The organism is Rahnella inusitata (assembly GCF_018288855.1).
Taxonomy (GTDB): domain Bacteria; phylum Pseudomonadota; class Gammaproteobacteria; order Enterobacterales; family Enterobacteriaceae; genus Rahnella; species Rahnella inusitata.
Window position 1 is genome coordinate 151787 of sequence record NZ_CP065025.1, and the last position, 15578, is coordinate 167364.

The following is a 15578-nucleotide window of genomic DNA, read 5'->3' on the forward strand; positions in this document are numbered from 1 at the left end:
TATTCCTCATGGAGCATGACAAAAATAATAGGGCTTTCCTGGAACGTTTGCACATTTTTGATGTGGTAATGAACCGCAAAAGCATGAGAGAAGCAGCACTATCACTCAATATGACGCCATCAAGAGTCAGTATGGCGATAAAGAAATTAAGAGAGTTATATTCAGACCCTCTGTTTATTCGCGAAAAGAACGCTCTTGAACCCACTAAATTCGCCAGGAATTTACATCGGGAAATACAGAAAAATTTTAAAAAAAATAACATCACCAATGAGCTGGAGAACAATGACGGTGATCAGAGTCAGCTGCTTATCTCATGTTCACCACATATTGCAACGAATGTGATCCCTTTAGCATTCCAGCTTACTCAAGATTTGCCATTCGTTTCAATCAAACACATTGACTTACCCATTTCAAGGAAAGATCACACCAGTCTTCTGATAGACAATGAAGTGGATATTATTTTCGACTATACTCCTGTTGAACACCCTGATATATTTTTCAGAAGACTGTTCATGGAAGAGTATTGTATTGTTTGTTATGACAATCACCCACGTCTTACTCATTCCATTAGCCTGAAAGAGTATACCGAGGAAACTCACGCGGTGTTAGAAGCCCCGTCAATCCACGAGAGAAAAAGTGATTACAGCCAACACATTCAGAACGAAGATAAAATAATTGGTTTTTGCAGCCACTACTATTTGGATCTCCTTGCCGTTGTCGAAGTCAGCGATATGATTTGCACCGTGCCGCAGAATATTTATCTCAAGCTGTGCGCTTCATTCAATGTTAAATCATTGAACTATAACTTTAACCTTGGGTTCAAAAAACCTAGTCTCTATATGAGCTATTTGAAAGAATTGAAAAAATCCAAAAACAAAAGCATTCTTCTTAAGAAGATGGAAAAGATGCGCTAAGGAAATGATATTACCGCCTCAACAATAATAAGTCATTTAAGTGCGCAGTTCCCCATGAGAACCCGGCCAGAAAAAAAAGCACCGAGATCAGCCTGTTTTTTTTCTATCATCGCGGAACTGCTACACGAGCTCTTTTAGCGAATTCATTATTTTCAACAACGCCACAAAACTTGGATTTTTCAGCGAGCTTTTATTGTAGGTCATATATAAAGGAACTGCCTCAGGGACGAAATCACATTCAAGAATTTTAATATTGAAACTGTGACTAAACTTCTCGGCAAACCATCGTGGAATAAATCCAACCACATCAGACTTTTCGATAACGGAAGTATTAGCAATAATTGAACTGCTGCTGAAGAAAAAGTCACGATGTCCGAAGAAATCTAAAATGCCATTTTGCATGCGCTTTACGCCTTCAGAACCCGCGTTCAAAAAAGTAAAACTTTCATGATCAATATCCTCTGCCCTCAATCTGTTCGCCAGTCGCGGGTGCTCCTTACGGCATACGGGGACAGGGTATTCAGTCAAATAGACTTCAGTTATCGTTGAGAAGTTGTAATACGGCTTGCTATCAAAAACAATATCCGCTTTGCGGTAAATCAAAACATCCTCGACAGAGTCAATAAGCGCGTCCGAGTTTATATGACTAATTTCACAACTGAGCTTATCCTCCAGGATTTTGGCACAAATGTCTGGCAATAAACGCATTGCCGCGTAGGGTGTCGAGTGTATAACGAATTTGCTTTTTGTACTGGTATCCGAAAAATAGTCGAGGCTGTTAATCAGTTGACTAAAACCATCACTCAAATGAATGTGCAGATTCTCAGCAACCGTCGTGGCGACCAGCCCCTTGCCTTCGCGAATAAACAATGGATCGCCAAAATAGCTACGAAGCCTGCTCAGTGACTGACTCACGGAAGAAGGGCTGACACTTAGCAACGCAGCGGCCCTGGAGACGCTTTTATGAATGAAGATGGCCTCGAAAATCAGCAACAGGTTTAAATCGAAACCTTTAATTTTTGCGATACTCGCGATAAGTGAATTGTTTGACATTTAATCGCCTGATTTGATTGATATTTTTTTATTAAAACCAGATAAAACCTAAAGGTAATAACGTATTTTTGATAATTATAGCAGAAGAAATCGAGGATCACTTTAATCGTGCTGAAAATTTACTCTATGAAATCAGGCATCTAACAACGAACTATTTTTGTATTACTTTTAATCCGATAAGGGCTTTATTGAATGAATCCAACTTTGGCCGCAATCAGGATCAGATCTGCATATTCCTCATCCTATAGCGATATCCCGTGGAAAAACAAAAGTTCAAAATCACCCACGGGAAAACTTACAACAAGTCGCTCAGTTACGGCTCAATCACTTCACCTCTCTCATCCAGCATCGCCGTCAGTAATGCTGTACCGTCTTTACTCACCCGAAATGCCCCATAGCGCGCATGGACGAAACGTTCACCGTGGCCTTCCTGAAAGAAATAAGCGTTGGTGCCTACTGTCAGCGAACCGGAATTCATATGGTATTTCACCCGTAACTGATTTGCTTTAAGGGGGTGGCCTTGATCAAACCTTGCCTGAGTGACCTGTCGCTGCGTATCAAGATCGACAATAATTTTCCCGCTAAGGGGTAAACAAGGCGTGGAGGGGACGGAGTTGCAGACCTGATGTTGCTGATCTAGCTCCAGCTGCAAAGGTCGGGTAATGGCATAACTGAGCGCCATATAATCGCCCTGCATGAGAGAGCGCGGATCAACCGGGGCAAGTTCTAAAATCATCACATCTCCCATTTTCAGTATCCGCTCTTTTTGCCAGATCCCGGCATTGACGGCCACCAGCGCCAGCAATATCACCATTCCGGCCAGCCATTTCCTCAGATTATTGGTTTTCATAGGCACCTCCGCTGTGTGCAGGTAAAAACTTTTTGACCACCCATGTCAGCACCAGTAAAACCAAACCGCTGACCAACAGCAGCAAAGATTTATGCAACAGAGTGACACCGAGGAAGTAGTACCAACCCGAAACATACAGCATTAGGAAACCACCACTGACCAGCAGACTCCCCTGACTCCCCTGATAACGGGCCATGAGTAACAGCCACAGACCCAGCCCCATACCGGGGGCATAGACGGCGGCAGCGCCACAAAGGATCGCAGCCGGTAAAGTGAATAGTGATAAATGCGTCTTCTCAACCACTCTCTGGTACAGCGCACTGAATGTTAAGCCTGCCGCAATGCCGCCACCTAAACCCAATTGAAGAGTAGAAAACTGCGGCGTATACCAGAAAATATCCGAGATAAACTCAGCATTTATTCCCAGGAAGCACAGTAAAATCAGACCCGCAGGAATGCCATGTATAAGCGGATGAACCCCTTCAACAAAAGGACCCGTCTGCAAATTCAGCTGATTCCTGACGATCCACAACCAAAAAATCATGACACAGGCGACCAGCGCCGAAATGGCACACAAACCGCTGACGGGCGGTAAGTACAGACTGGTCAGGGAATGCCCCGACAGAATCAACAGAAGCGTCATAACAGTGATGGCCATAAACCGGTATGTCCGATCGGGCATAACCATTGCCATCACGGCCAGCACCGGCAGAGCGCACAGAGAACTCACCAGAATAAAGGTTTCTCCGTCGGGTTCGACCAGCATAAAGACACCGACACAAAGCCCGCACGTCGCCGCAATCGCCCAGGCCAGTCCGATATGATGTTTTCCCGCTCCCTGTGTGCGTAAGAGGCCGCCCGCGATGGCCGCGAGGAGCAAGGAAGGAATAATGACGGTGGTTGCATCAGGGTCGTTGAGCAAGTCGGACATATAGAGAATCAACGCCAGCAGTAACAGAATGATCATGGCAGCCACCCAGCCACCGATGCTCAGCGCAAGCCTGAGATACCAGGGAAGATGGGAGGAGTGATCATGCTGCTGAATTTCCTGAATCTGCGTCTGGTTCAGCAAACCATGCTGAAGCAATTTTTCTGTCAGCGCTGTTAATTCAGCAGGCGCTACGTCGACTGGCGCGCGTTCATACAGCTTGCGCCGCCAGTGCAGGAGTAAGGCACCGTTGCCAGCCACCCACAATGCCATCAGGCAACCGATCAGAAACAGATCACCCACATCGTATGAGTTATCAAACAATTGCATGATCAGGACGCAGCCCGTGACCGTCAGGCTGGCAGTACCCAGAGTCAGCATGCAAAGATCCGGATAGCGATAACGATACAGGTAATAGCCCGCCAGTAAGGTGATTAACCAGAAGCCGGTAATAAGCGTAAGGGGGGTATCACGCCCCCAACCGGACATGTTTCCGGCGACGATGCAGGTCAGCAGCAGTAACAAAAATCCCGCCATAAGCCGGGAGAACCAGCGGCTCGCCAGCCAGCTTTCGGGATGATGTTTTATCGCCCGCAAGGCCAGCACTTCCCGGAAAATCAGGCACAACGCCAGCGCAGCCAAATAACTGCAGAGCACCGCTGTGGGAAGGTGGACGAAGATATCAAACGATAAGATGTCCACGAAGGACAACGACAACGTGATGTAATAGAGTTGAAATCCCAGATTAGCAACCAGCCAGCTGCAAAACCACAGACTGTTTTGCCGCCCAATCAGCGCTAGTGGCAGGAGAACGCATAGCCAGGCTCTGAACAACTCCCAGCTGTCAGCGCCGGTCTGATACACCTGCCCGTACAAAGCAAACAGGGCGCCGAAGCTCAATCCCACCACAAGCAAAGCGCTGCGCGCCGCGCGGTGATACCAGCGCCACCAGACAACGGCAGCCAGCGCGACGATCAATAATTCGGTCAGTGCGAATTTGGTGATCTTCGGCATATCAGCCCAGTTCCAGGCAACAAAAAACAGAGCGCCGGTAACCAGTGACAATAAACCCAGGCTAAAGAGCACGGGGATGAGGAATGTCCGCCACTGGCCAGTTCCAGGCCGCACACCGCAAAAAGAGTAAATACGCTGACAGGCATCAGGGGTAAGGCTACCTCCTTTTACTAAGCGCTCCGTCTGACGGCAAAGATACTTTGCCGTCCGTGAAGGCATCCAGCTTATGTCATCTGGTGCGATGTCATTCATGATATCCCTGCCTTTTGTCACGGTTGCATGTAAGAGAACATTCTTTTGCAGGAGTCAGCCTTGTTTACCCCGCGTAGGTTTTATAACACCTTGCAATAATATTAGCGTTCAAATTTCTGTTTTACCGAACTCAGGCTGATCTTCAAAGGGCCGTTGAAATCGCTGCTTTTATTTCTCCGTCGGGACGTTACAGTGTATCGTTTAGCCCATTGGTCAGCCCATGGACAATGTACCGCGGTTGATGTGGCTGGCAGCAATGATCAGACAGACGTTATTGAGTCGATCCCAGAGCGGGATTTTAAGGAGGAAGTGATGAAAGAGAAGTTTCCGCAAAACTTTATGTGGGGTGGGGCGACGGCCGCCAACCAGGTTGAAGGGGCATACGATCAGGACGGCAAAGGGCTGTCGATAGTCGATGCCATCCCCGGAGGAAAAAAACGGTTAAGTATTGTCTCCTCGCCTGAGTTTGATTTCTCACTTGATACAACGCGCCATACTTATCCTAATCACAAGGGTATTGATCACTACCATCGCTTTCAGGATGACATTGCGCTGTTTGCGGAAATGGGCTTCAAGTGTTACCGGTTTTCAATTGCCTGGACCCGAATTTATCCCAACGGCATCGAGCAGCAACCCAATGAAGCGGGATTGAAACATTATGATGAGGTTATCGACGCCTGCATCGCGCAGGGCATTGAACCCGTTATCACCCTTTCCCATTATGAAATGCCGCTGCATCTGGCGAAAGAGTTTGGTGGCTGGAAAAACCGTGAACTTATAGGTCACTTTGAGCGTTTTGCCCGCACGGTGCTGACGCGTTATGGCCATAAAGTTAACTACTGGATGACCTTTAACGAGATCAACAGCGCGGCGCATTTTCCTATTATGAGTCAGGGGCTGACCGTAAAAACTGGCGCACTCGACGATCAGGCCAAATATCAGGCGTGGCATAACCAGTTCGTCGCAAGCAGTTTGGCGGTGAAAATTGCCCATGAAACCAATGCCAAGATTCAGATAGGTTGCATGATCCTCTATGCGACGAATTATGCTTACGACTGTGATCCGGTTAATCAGCTTGAGACCCTGAAAGAGACTCAGGCATTCAATTTTTATTGTGCCGACGTGCAGGCGGGCGGTAAGTATCCGTACTACGCAAAAAGACTCTGGGCGTCGAAGGGCGTAGAACTGGACATTCAGCCGGGGGATTTGGCGCTTATTGAACAACATACAGTGGATTACATTGGGTTTAGCTATTACATGTCTTCCACCATCAACAAAACCAATCCGGATGCATTATCTGCCGAGGGAAACCTGCTCGGCGGCGCACGCAATCCTTTCCTGGAGGCCAGCGAGTGGGGCTGGGAAATTGATCCGGTGGGACTTCGTATTGCGCTCAATCAGCTTTATGACCGTTATGAGAAACCGCTGTTCATTGTTGAGAACGGGCTGGGTGCTATCGATAAGCCAGATGAAAACCACTACATTGCCGATGATTACCGCATTAAATATTTGCGTCAGCATATTGAAGCCATGGCCGATGCGGTTGAAGACGGTGTGGAACTGATGGGATACACCCCGTGGGGCTGTATCGATCTGGTGAGTATGTCTACCGGTGAGATGAGCAAACGCTACGGGCTGATTTATGTCGATCTCGACGATAACATCAGCGGCACGGGCAACCGTTACAGGAAGAAATCATTCCACTGGTATCAGAAAGTCATCGCGACGAACGGTGAGGACCTGAGCTGAGGATGCGGGCTGATGACATCGTCGTCAGCCCTCAAAATGCCTGTCAGCGCTGACGAACCAGCGCCCGGTTTTTATCAAGCAGGAAAGGGCGCAGATATCCCACCGTGTTAGACAGGATAATCACGTCCTCTGACACCCTGATATTGAGCACATCCCGCAGATAGGCTTTGCGCGTTTCCATCCGTTGCCAGACTTCCGGGAAGTGGCTTTGCAGCTCGTTTCTCAGTGTGGCATCAGCCAGCGCAACAGTATCTTCAATGCTGCATCCGCCGTAGCCGGGCAGCGAAGGGATAATGTCTATCTGAAAAATCATCCCACTCTCAAGCCTGATCGTTGAATTCGCATAGACAGGGGAGCAGAGCCACTCTTCATCGGCCACCAGATGACCGGGGTTCAGATGCCAGTGAAACTTCTCTTTCGGCATCACGTTTTCGATGGTTTGATAAAGTTCACCGCCCGTCAGGCCTGGTTGAAGCGTTTCGAGCCAGGTGGTAACCGCGTGATAGTAAGGAATGGCCAACGCTGAAAGATAGTCCGCCACCGCAGGCGCCAGTTCATGTTGTGCTGCCACGACATAGGCCGAACGGCTGCTCAGCCCACCCTTAAACCCGACCGTTAGCGAGAATTTATCTCCGAGGCGGATCTCTTTATCCGTCGGATACAAACAGGCATTAGCGAAACGATCACCGGTGGCGGCGATCATCACGACGTTGCCCGGCTGCCCATCGGCAGACAGCAACTGACCTATCTGTTTCTCCGTTTTCCCCGGTGCAATCTCATCCAGCGCAGCCAATATATTGGTGGAAGCCAGGTTTGCGCCGTACTCATAAAAGGCGATTTCGCTGGCTGTATTTAAACGGCGTACGCCGTGCGCGGGAGAGATAAACAGCGAGGTGGCATTGACCACGTTTTCCCGTTTTCCGGCAATGTCGATAACCGCTTCCAGAATGAAAGCAGGCACATCGAACTGATACTGATTATCGCCAAGCTTGCTGGTGAACAACTTCCAGCCAACGACGCCAATCCGGTTTTCATGCTTCAAACCAGCCTGAGCCAATACCTCAGTCAGCGGAGCATCGTTATCCATCGGCTGATTCGGCAGCGAAAAGGCTGGCGCATGGAGACACTTTCCGCTGTTTCGCGCATAAGGCACCAGCTTGAGGTTCTCATTTCCCATCACGTAGCTAAGTTGTCCGTCAGCGGTCAATATCAGCAATGCCTCTTCAAAACGGGGAATAAAGCCAGCAAGGTATTCAAAATTCCCGCCATGTTCTTTATCGGCATAGATGATCAGGGCATCGAGATTATGCTGCTGCATAGCCGTCAGAATCTTCTTCAGCCGCAGCGCCATCACGTTGTCGCTGATAACAGGCATTTTCACATGGGGAAACGTCTTTGGCGACGGGACAGCGGTCAGTTCAAAACGGGGTTGTGACGAGGTCATTGCCATTCTCCTTAACGGAATAAAATAGGGTAGTGCCTGAGATCTTACGGCTATCTTATCCCGTTCCGAAGCCGTTTGCGGCTTTCGGGGATGAACAACCCTCAGCGAGCTGGCCTGCCAATAAATAATGAACGCTAAGCCGATTGATTTCTCTTCATGCCACCTGCCGAATGAAAGACGTGCCTGCAAAAGATCAGCCAGATGGCAAGGGCACACAGGGCAATTCCTCCAAGAATGAGATAGGCAAAACTCCAGGAAGTATGGCTGACAATGGCACCGGCCAGCGCCGGGCTGAGCGAGGCGCCCAGCCCTTGCAGCAGCATCACAAGGCCAAGTGCTGCGTTGATATGACCTGTGCCATTAAACAACGAGGCAATCAGCCCAGGGATGGCAACACCTAAAATACCCGCGGCCACGCCGTCCAGCGCTTGCACAGGAAATAACACGAACTCGTTACTCCAAAAGGACGCAATGGCAGCCCGAAAAGGCAACACAATAAGCGCAATGACGATAAGTTTTGCATAGCCATACTGAGATGCGTATCGCGAAGTGAGCAGAGCCACCGGGATCATGACGGCCTGAGAGATAGCGACGGTGAGTGCGGCATAAGTGCCCGGTGTGAATATAGAGCCAGAAGGGGAAGAGGCAACCTGCATGCTCAGCATCGGCAATTGTGCCGCATTGGCCAGGTGGAAAAGAAGCAGGGTAAAGCCCGTTACGGCCAGCTCAGGCCGCTTCAGCAACGCAAAAAAAGGAACAGAAACGGCCAGGCCATCGTGTTTTTCACTACCGCGCGCCACATTATGATCGATGTCGTTTTTATTAATCGCTAATGTCGTTATGACGGTAAACACCGCCATTGTTGTCATCAGTAAAAATACCGATCCGGTTCCCCAGATCCAGCATGTCACCGCCGCCAGCACGGCGACCGCCATATTACCGCCGTGATTGAAAGCTTCGTTTCGGCCCATCTGTCCCAAAAAACCTTGCTGACCGGCGATCCCCAGGGTGATCCCGGCAATGGCGGGTGCGACGATCGCGGCTGCTAAACCCGTGATGATTTGCGAGGCAATCACGACGGCAGAGACAGGGAAGTACCACAGGGCCAGCGTGCTCAGGGTGATCAGCAGGGATGAGGTGATAATTAACAGTCGCTTATAACGCGTGGCATCCACAATCATCCCGGACGGGAACGTGGCGACTAATCCGGCCAGACCGCCGAGCGTCATAACCAGACCAATCTCTTCCGCCCGCCAGTGATGGGACACCAGAAATATGCCTAAAAATGGCCCCAGCCCGTCGCGGACATCGGCGATGAAAAAGTTGAGCAAACAGAGAACTTGCAGGGAACGTAATTTCATAAACAGCCTCAGGCAATATTCATGCTCGTTACCCGTTTGAATGGTCAAAAAGGGTACGCAACGGAATGTATCTCCTTCTGTATACCGTGCAAAAGTGAAAGAAAGACAGTCATACAGGGTCGTCTATGAGAAAAAAACGCGCAAAGACCCTATTTTAGGTTTTTTCTGACCAGCAGCGGGATTTTTTGGGGAATTGAACAGCAGGCTGACAATGGCAGGCCGACGCCTGACCTGAGAGTTAATGGCCGGATCCCCGGCCATTATTAAATTTTCTGTCTGTTATATAACGCCTATTAATTGCCGCGATAACTGGAGAAACCGTAAGGGCTGACCAGCAGGGGAATATGATAGTGTGGAACAGAACCGTCAGCTTTGAATATCACCGGGATCTCCGGGAAGAATGTCGGGGTGTGATGTTTTTCAAACCATTCGCCTGTTTTGAATGTCACACGGTAATTCCCTTTTTCCATCGTCCCGTCTTTTGGATAGAGCGCTGGGATCCGACCCTGATCGTTAGTGACACCGTCACTCAGGCGGACCCACTGATTACCTTGTTGTTTTTCCAGCAACACGGTGACACCGGCAGAAGGAAGTCCGTCCTGCAAATTCAGTACGTGAACGCTCAGCGGGTTCGCTGCAAATGCCGAGGTCAGGCAGGCGACATTCAAAAAAAGGCCAGCGAATAAGGTTTTAATGGAGGTCATGTGAATTCCTTTTTTATTTGAAATGTTGATATTTAAATTCAAAGAATGAAAATCGGTGATTTATTATCAGCCTGTTTTTTCAGTACTGTTTGAATAAAGAAATATTACCTTCCTGAGGTTAACCACCACGTGTCAAAACGATGACATTTATGTCATTATTCATCCGAAATACATCCCCGACGAGAAAGAATCATGACGGAACTGAAGATGGCTGTCCCGGCGATTGGCATTGATTTAGGCACCACCAACAGTCTGATCAGTGTCTGGCAAGACGGTGAGGCGCGGCTAATCCCCAATGCATTGAATGAATTTTTGACGCCTTCAGTGGTGAGTCTGGATGACGATGGCCGTATGTTAATTGGCCGCCCGGCACTTTCGCGTCTGACAACCCATCCGCAGCGTTCAGCGGCGCTCTTTAAGCGTTTTATGGGCAGCAAAAAACAGTTTCGACTTGATACACAAACCTTCGATGCACCGGAGCTGTCGGCGCTGGTGCTTAAATCCCTGAAAGCGGATGCTCAGGCCTATCTCGGCCATGACATCACCGATGTGGTTATCTCGGTTCCCGCCTATTTCAGCGACGAACAGCGCAAACAGACCCGTTTTGCCGCAGAACTGGCGGGGCTGAATGCCGTCAGGCTGATTAACGAACCTACCGCCGCCTCGATGGCCTACGGGTTGCACACCCAGAATACCGGCCGCACGCTGGTGTTTGATCTCGGCGGTGGAACCTTTGACGTCACGGTGCTCGAGTATGATCTGCCGCTGATTGAAGTGCATGGTTCGGCGGGCGACAACTATCTGGGCGGCGAAGACTTTACGCAGGCGATCATTAAAGCCTGTCTCAGTGAGTGGAAACTCGATGTCGTGGCAATTCCCGCGACCGAGCTGGCGCGTCTGTACGACAGTGCTGAACAGCTAAAATGCCAGCTCGGTCAGCATAATGCCACGCATCAGCTGTGCTGGCAGTGGCAGGATCAGGCATGGACGCTCTCCTTTGACGAACAGAAACTGGAAGAGATCTGGTTGCCGCTGATGACCCGGTTGCGCGCCCCCGTAGAACAGGCGCTGCACGATGCACGCCTGCGTCCGGAGCAGCTTGATCATCTGGTGCTGGTAGGCGGGGCATCGCGTATGCCGGTGATTCAAAAGCTCGTCGTCAAACTGTTCGGAAAATTACCTCATCAGCATCTGGATCCCGGTACCATTGTGGCGCTGGGTGCCGCCGCACAGGCGGCCTGTCGGTTGCGCAATGAGGATATTGAAGAGGTGATCCTCACCGATGTTTGCCCCTATACGCTGGGCATTGCCACCGCCAGCGAGCAAAGGAACGGGATATTTTCCCCGATCCTTGAGCGCAATACGGTCGTGCCTGCTTCGCGGGTGGAGACGTTCACCACCCGTCATGTCGACCAGACGTTTATCCGTATTGCTATCTATCAGGGCGAGAATCCTCTGGTGGCAAATAACATCTTTATTGATGAATTGCAGGTGCCGGTCAAACCTAACGGCGCGTTACAGAATATCGACGTGCGTTTTAGTTATGACATTAACGGATTGCTGGAAGTGGATGTGAACTTGCCCGACAGCGGTGAGACAATGAGTAAAGTGATCGACCACAGTCCGATTGGCCTTAGCCCTGAACAGCAACAGCGTAGCCGTGAGCGATTAACCGCGGTGAAAATTCACCCCCGCGACACGCTGGCAAACCGCAATCTGCTGGCGCGTTTAGAGAAAGCCTGGGCGCAATCGCTGGGCGATACCCGCGGGCAGATAGGAGTGTGGCTGGAAGAGTTCGAAAAGGAGTTAGCCAGCCAACAGGAAAGTCGGATCTCGCCGTTGCGCCAGCGGCTCGAAGGTCTGCTTGCGGAATTAACGTTATAACGTGAAAAGGTATGCCGCCCGGTAAGAAGGGCGGCATACACGATTTTTTGACTATTTTTTTCGCCGCCAGCCGGGCGGCGGGCCATAGCGGTTTGGTTCAGACATTCCGCGCTTAAACAGATACATTCCCAGCAATTTGAGCGGTGGGATTTTAATCTCTTTCAGTTTATCCGCACTGGCCAGACCCAGATCCCGCCCACGGCGCACAACGGCGCTGTAAAGGTTCATCACGACCAACAGCGCCGACAGCGCGGTATTCGCCAGTTGCCCCTCCGCAAGAATAGCGTTAACCAGCATGATAGCGAGCTCGCTCCCCAGCACAATCTGCAAAACCAGCCCCATGCGTCCAACGCGTGAATTAATTCGCCAGAACTGCCAGAAATAACTGCGGCGCTGCGGGTACTGGCTGAACTCATTCTGGCGGGTGGTATTGACCTGCAGCAGAGTTGCTGCCGCTAATCTTAACGCGATATCCATCGACGGATCGTCCGCACAGTTTCGGGCAGCGGTACTCAGTTTATCATCCAGCAAATACTCCGGATTACTGTCTGACTGATGGATCCCCTGAGCGACCGCCGATGCGCAGATTGCCCCGCTGGCAAGCTTTTCGTCCGTCGGAAATACCGGCAACTGGCGCGCCAGCAATTGCTGTTTGAAGGCCACTTCCTCCGGCGAAGTGGCGGTGAGCGCCTCAAGTTCCGCCAGATTGTCCTCGGCGCAACGTGCATTGTAATGCGACAGAAATACCGCGTGATACAACGCCTGATAAGGGAAGGGGGATTGTCCCAGCCGTTCCTGCCACTCTGGCTGATAGCGGTAGAAATAGTGGGCCGAGCTGGAGGAGCTTTCATCACTACGGGCAATATATTCTTCGATACTGACCGGCAGCCGGGTCCAGCAGTTGAAATGCAGCGAGTTATCCAGAATCAGATGGCTTTTTAGCTGGCCGACTTCGTCGCCCTGAGCCGGGTCAATTCGGGTAAACACCTCATACATCGACCAGAAGGGATGCTGCTCATCCAGCGGAAAATCTTTCAGACTGCTGAGCAGGGCGATGTTGTCGACTTTCAGGTCGAGCATTGTTTCCAGCAACATCACCTGACGCAGCGCGTCATGCGGCGACGTCTGACCGTCTTCCGGCAGATCAATATCCGCGTTCTCGATGAGATAGCACAGCCAGCTGGTATGCGCCGGCAATACGCTCTCGCCATACGCCGGATGTTGCGCCAGTTTGCTCAGGCTGTGAGGAGGAAGCGGCCGCCAGTGCCACAACCAGGCAATGCTCTGCTCCCAGGCAGCAGAATCGCTGTCGGCAAAAATCTCCGGCAAGGGTGTCTCATCGGCTGCATATAGCCATGTGCTGAACTGCGCCAGCACCGGCGAGCCCTGAAGCCATGCCAGACGCTGTGCAGCCTGTCGCTGCAGGCCGCGTAAGAGGGTCGCCTGCAACGGCATCGCGGGGAGTGGCTGGTCAAGGATCGCCTGTAATAAGGCTTCATTGCCCATCGTCAGCATACTCGCCTGCCAGTAGAGGTGCAGGAGGTCATCGGTGCCATCTTCCTGCATAAGATGCGGGAACATAATCTGCGGGCGATAACGGCCCGATTTCCAGCTGATAAAGTCAGCGGCCAGCGGGGAAACCTCGACCAGCGTCGCGGCTGCCCAGCGCACCAGAGTTTGAGGTGATTGTGCCTGCGGCCGGTAAGCATATTCATCCTCCCCGGCACCGGTTTCCACCGGCGGAATATCCGGGCGGTCAAGTGCCTGGATCAGCAGGGGCAGATAATCCGCATAATGACGTGCACACCACCCCAGCAGCCACTGTTCGGCTTCGGCATGTTGATGATTCTCATGCAGACGTAGCCACAGGGGCAACGCGCTTTCATCATCGCCCATCATGCTGCTGTGGCTGGCGCTCAGATAAAGCCACTCCGGGTCATCCGGATTGAGTTCAAGCTGTTGCAGACAGTAGTCACGCAGCTGCGCGTTCGACAACGCCGCTAAATTAAACCAGCGTGCCATCTGGTTCATCAGGCGCGGGCATGATGGCCAGAACATCACGCGCGGTTCCTCCAGCAGGTATCGCAACCAGCCGGTCGGTTGTTCCCAGTAAAAATGCCGGACCTGATGGAAATAGCCCAGCGTTTCGTCTTGCGCCGCCAGAGTGAGAGAGGCGAGGGTGGAGAGATCGAAAATATCGCCGCCCTCGGCAAAATTCAGCAAGTCGTCCGCCCGCTGCGCCATTTCAGTCTCAAGTTCCGGCAAGCGCATCCGCCATTGCAGGCGGTTGGCCAGCAGCATCAGGCAGTCGGCAGAAACAAAATTCACCTGCAAAACGGCTTCCAGCAACGGCCAGCGAAGTTTATCGACAGTGGTGACGGGGTGATCGTCGAGTTGGCTGATAAACCGCAGCCAAGACACCGGCAAATATCGCTCAGCAGGAGAATGGATAAGTGCGCTGAAGGCGTCGATAAGCCCGGTGGGATCGGCGGCTGGCGCCTCTGGCGGGGGAGCCGGTGGCTCAAACGGCATCAGGATTGCGGGTTCATCCACACCTTTTCGCGCCTGTTCATAGGCCTCACGCAGACGCTTAAAACCTTCCGGATCATTTTCGGGGTGATACGTGGGCAGCAGATCGCGGTAGGCCTGGCGGATCAGCTGCTGATCCTGCGTCGGTTCGATGCCCAGTATTTCCCAACATGGCTGGCTGCTCATAGCTCCATCTCCGGTAAGGATGCGGGTTTGTCCATCTCAATCATCGTGATGTGCCACGGAAGTTGAGGCATCGGGCTCTCCGGATGCGTATAAAGCTGGCGCATTAATTCAATGTTGGTGGTACTGCCTGCGTCGATGCTAAAAGCATAACGCCGGGCATCGGCTTCAGAGGCGTTGAGTGACTGCCAGTAGAGTCTTCCGATGATAAAACCGGCGTTATAGCGCTGCCAGCTGGTGTAGTAGTAACGGGCGCGCACCGCAAGACGGCTGTGCAGCCAGACGTTTTCTTCCGGCGTTATCCAGCCGTTAAGCAGCCCGATACGGCAAAGAAAGCCCATCCTTGCTAAATCCCAGGCGCGGATCCCGCCGTCACCGCACATGACGGCGCTGTCTGCCACCAGTGCCAGCAGGACCTGTACGTCCGGCGTTTGATGCGCCGCATAATTGTGCCACTCAGTCAGGCTCAGACGGTGCCATAGTCTGAAGTAATGGGCCAGATCATCCGCATGGCCGTTGTCGACCATTCTTAGAATCATCTCAAACAACTGCTCTCGGGAATCAATGCCCCAGCTCTCACTCAGGTCAACGCTGGTATCAAAGGGATAAAATTTATCGCAGCCGTAATCGGCACCCGGTCCGGCATTTATCGCCACCATCGGGGCTGAGAGCGCGAGCAACCAGCGCCGTGCAGAATCATCAATCACTGAGAA

General features: G+C 51.3%; 11 protein-coding genes. 3 read left to right on the top strand and 8 right to left on the bottom strand.

Annotation, left to right across the window (positions count from 1 at the left end; all coding sequences use genetic code 11):
- Nucleotides 1-8: 8 nt before the first annotated feature.
- Nucleotides 9-914: a LysR family transcriptional regulator gene (locus I2123_RS22595; RefSeq protein ID WP_213052841.1), complete on the top strand. Its 906-nt coding sequence runs from the start codon at nucleotides 9-11 to the stop codon at nucleotides 912-914.
- A gap of 120 nt (nucleotides 915-1034) precedes the next feature.
- On the opposite strand, the gene I2123_RS22600 is transcribed toward I2123_RS22595, so the two are convergent.
- The 3 genes from I2123_RS22600 to I2123_RS22610 form a co-directional block, all read right to left on the bottom strand.
- Nucleotides 1035-1967, bottom strand: coding sequence for a LysR family transcriptional regulator (locus I2123_RS22600; protein ID WP_112167920.1), 933 nt, complete (start codon nucleotides 1965-1967; stop codon nucleotides 1035-1037).
- Between the two features lie 313 nt (nucleotides 1968-2280).
- Nucleotides 2281-2817: a GDYXXLXY domain-containing protein gene (locus tag I2123_RS22605; RefSeq protein ID WP_112167921.1), complete on the bottom strand. Its 537-nt coding sequence runs from the start codon at nucleotides 2815-2817 to the stop codon at nucleotides 2281-2283.
- Nucleotides 2804-5011: a DUF4401 domain-containing protein gene (locus tag I2123_RS22610; RefSeq protein WP_213052842.1), complete on the bottom strand. Its 2208-nt coding sequence runs from the start codon at nucleotides 5009-5011 to the stop codon at nucleotides 2804-2806. Before I2123_RS22610 ends, I2123_RS22605 begins: the two co-directional genes overlap by 14 nt.
- Nucleotides 5012-5323: 312 nt before the next feature.
- Here I2123_RS22610 and I2123_RS22615 point away from each other — a divergent pair, with 312 nt between their 5' ends.
- Entirely contained in the window at nucleotides 5324-6760 is a 1437-nt protein-coding gene (locus I2123_RS22615) for a glycoside hydrolase family 1 protein (protein ID WP_112167923.1), read from the top strand.
- Between the two features lie 43 nt (nucleotides 6761-6803).
- On the opposite strand, the gene I2123_RS22620 is transcribed toward I2123_RS22615, so the two are convergent.
- The 3 genes from I2123_RS22620 to uraH all read right to left on the bottom strand — a co-directional run bounded on the left by I2123_RS22620 (nucleotide 6804) and on the right by uraH (nucleotide 10269).
- The gene (locus I2123_RS22620) at nucleotides 6804-8204 is read right to left on the bottom strand and encodes a M24 family metallopeptidase (protein ID WP_112167924.1); all 1401 of its coding nucleotides are present in this window, start codon (nucleotides 8202-8204) and stop codon (nucleotides 6804-6806) included.
- A gap of 134 nt (nucleotides 8205-8338) precedes the next feature.
- Nucleotides 8339-9565 carry an MFS transporter gene (locus I2123_RS22625; RefSeq protein ID WP_213052843.1) on the bottom strand — a complete coding sequence of 409 codons (1227 nt, stop codon included), beginning with the start codon at nucleotides 9563-9565 and terminating at the stop codon, nucleotides 8339-8341.
- 293 nt (nucleotides 9566-9858) lie between these two features.
- Nucleotides 9859-10269, bottom strand: coding sequence for a hydroxyisourate hydrolase (uraH, locus tag I2123_RS22630; protein ID WP_213052844.1), 411 nt, complete (start codon nucleotides 10267-10269; stop codon nucleotides 9859-9861).
- Nucleotides 10270-10461: 192 nt separating this feature from the next.
- Here uraH and I2123_RS22635 point away from each other — a divergent pair, with 192 nt between their 5' ends.
- Nucleotides 10462-12153: a molecular chaperone HscC gene (locus tag I2123_RS22635; protein WP_213052845.1), complete on the top strand. Its 1692-nt coding sequence runs from the start codon at nucleotides 10462-10464 to the stop codon at nucleotides 12151-12153.
- 51 nt (nucleotides 12154-12204) lie between these two features.
- On the opposite strand, the gene I2123_RS22640 is transcribed toward I2123_RS22635, so the two are convergent.
- Both I2123_RS22640 and I2123_RS22645 read right to left on the bottom strand, forming a co-directional pair.
- Complete coding sequence (locus I2123_RS22640) at nucleotides 12205-14868, bottom strand: DnaJ domain-containing protein (protein ID WP_213052846.1); 2664 nt, start codon at nucleotides 14866-14868, stop codon at nucleotides 12205-12207.
- Nucleotides 14865-15572 (bottom strand): DUF1266 domain-containing protein, encoded by a 708-nt coding sequence (locus I2123_RS22645; RefSeq protein WP_244879948.1) that lies wholly within the window; start codon nucleotides 15570-15572, stop codon nucleotides 14865-14867. The genes I2123_RS22640 and I2123_RS22645 overlap by 4 nt, the downstream gene beginning before the upstream one ends.
- Between the last annotated feature and the right edge of the window lie 6 nt (nucleotides 15573-15578).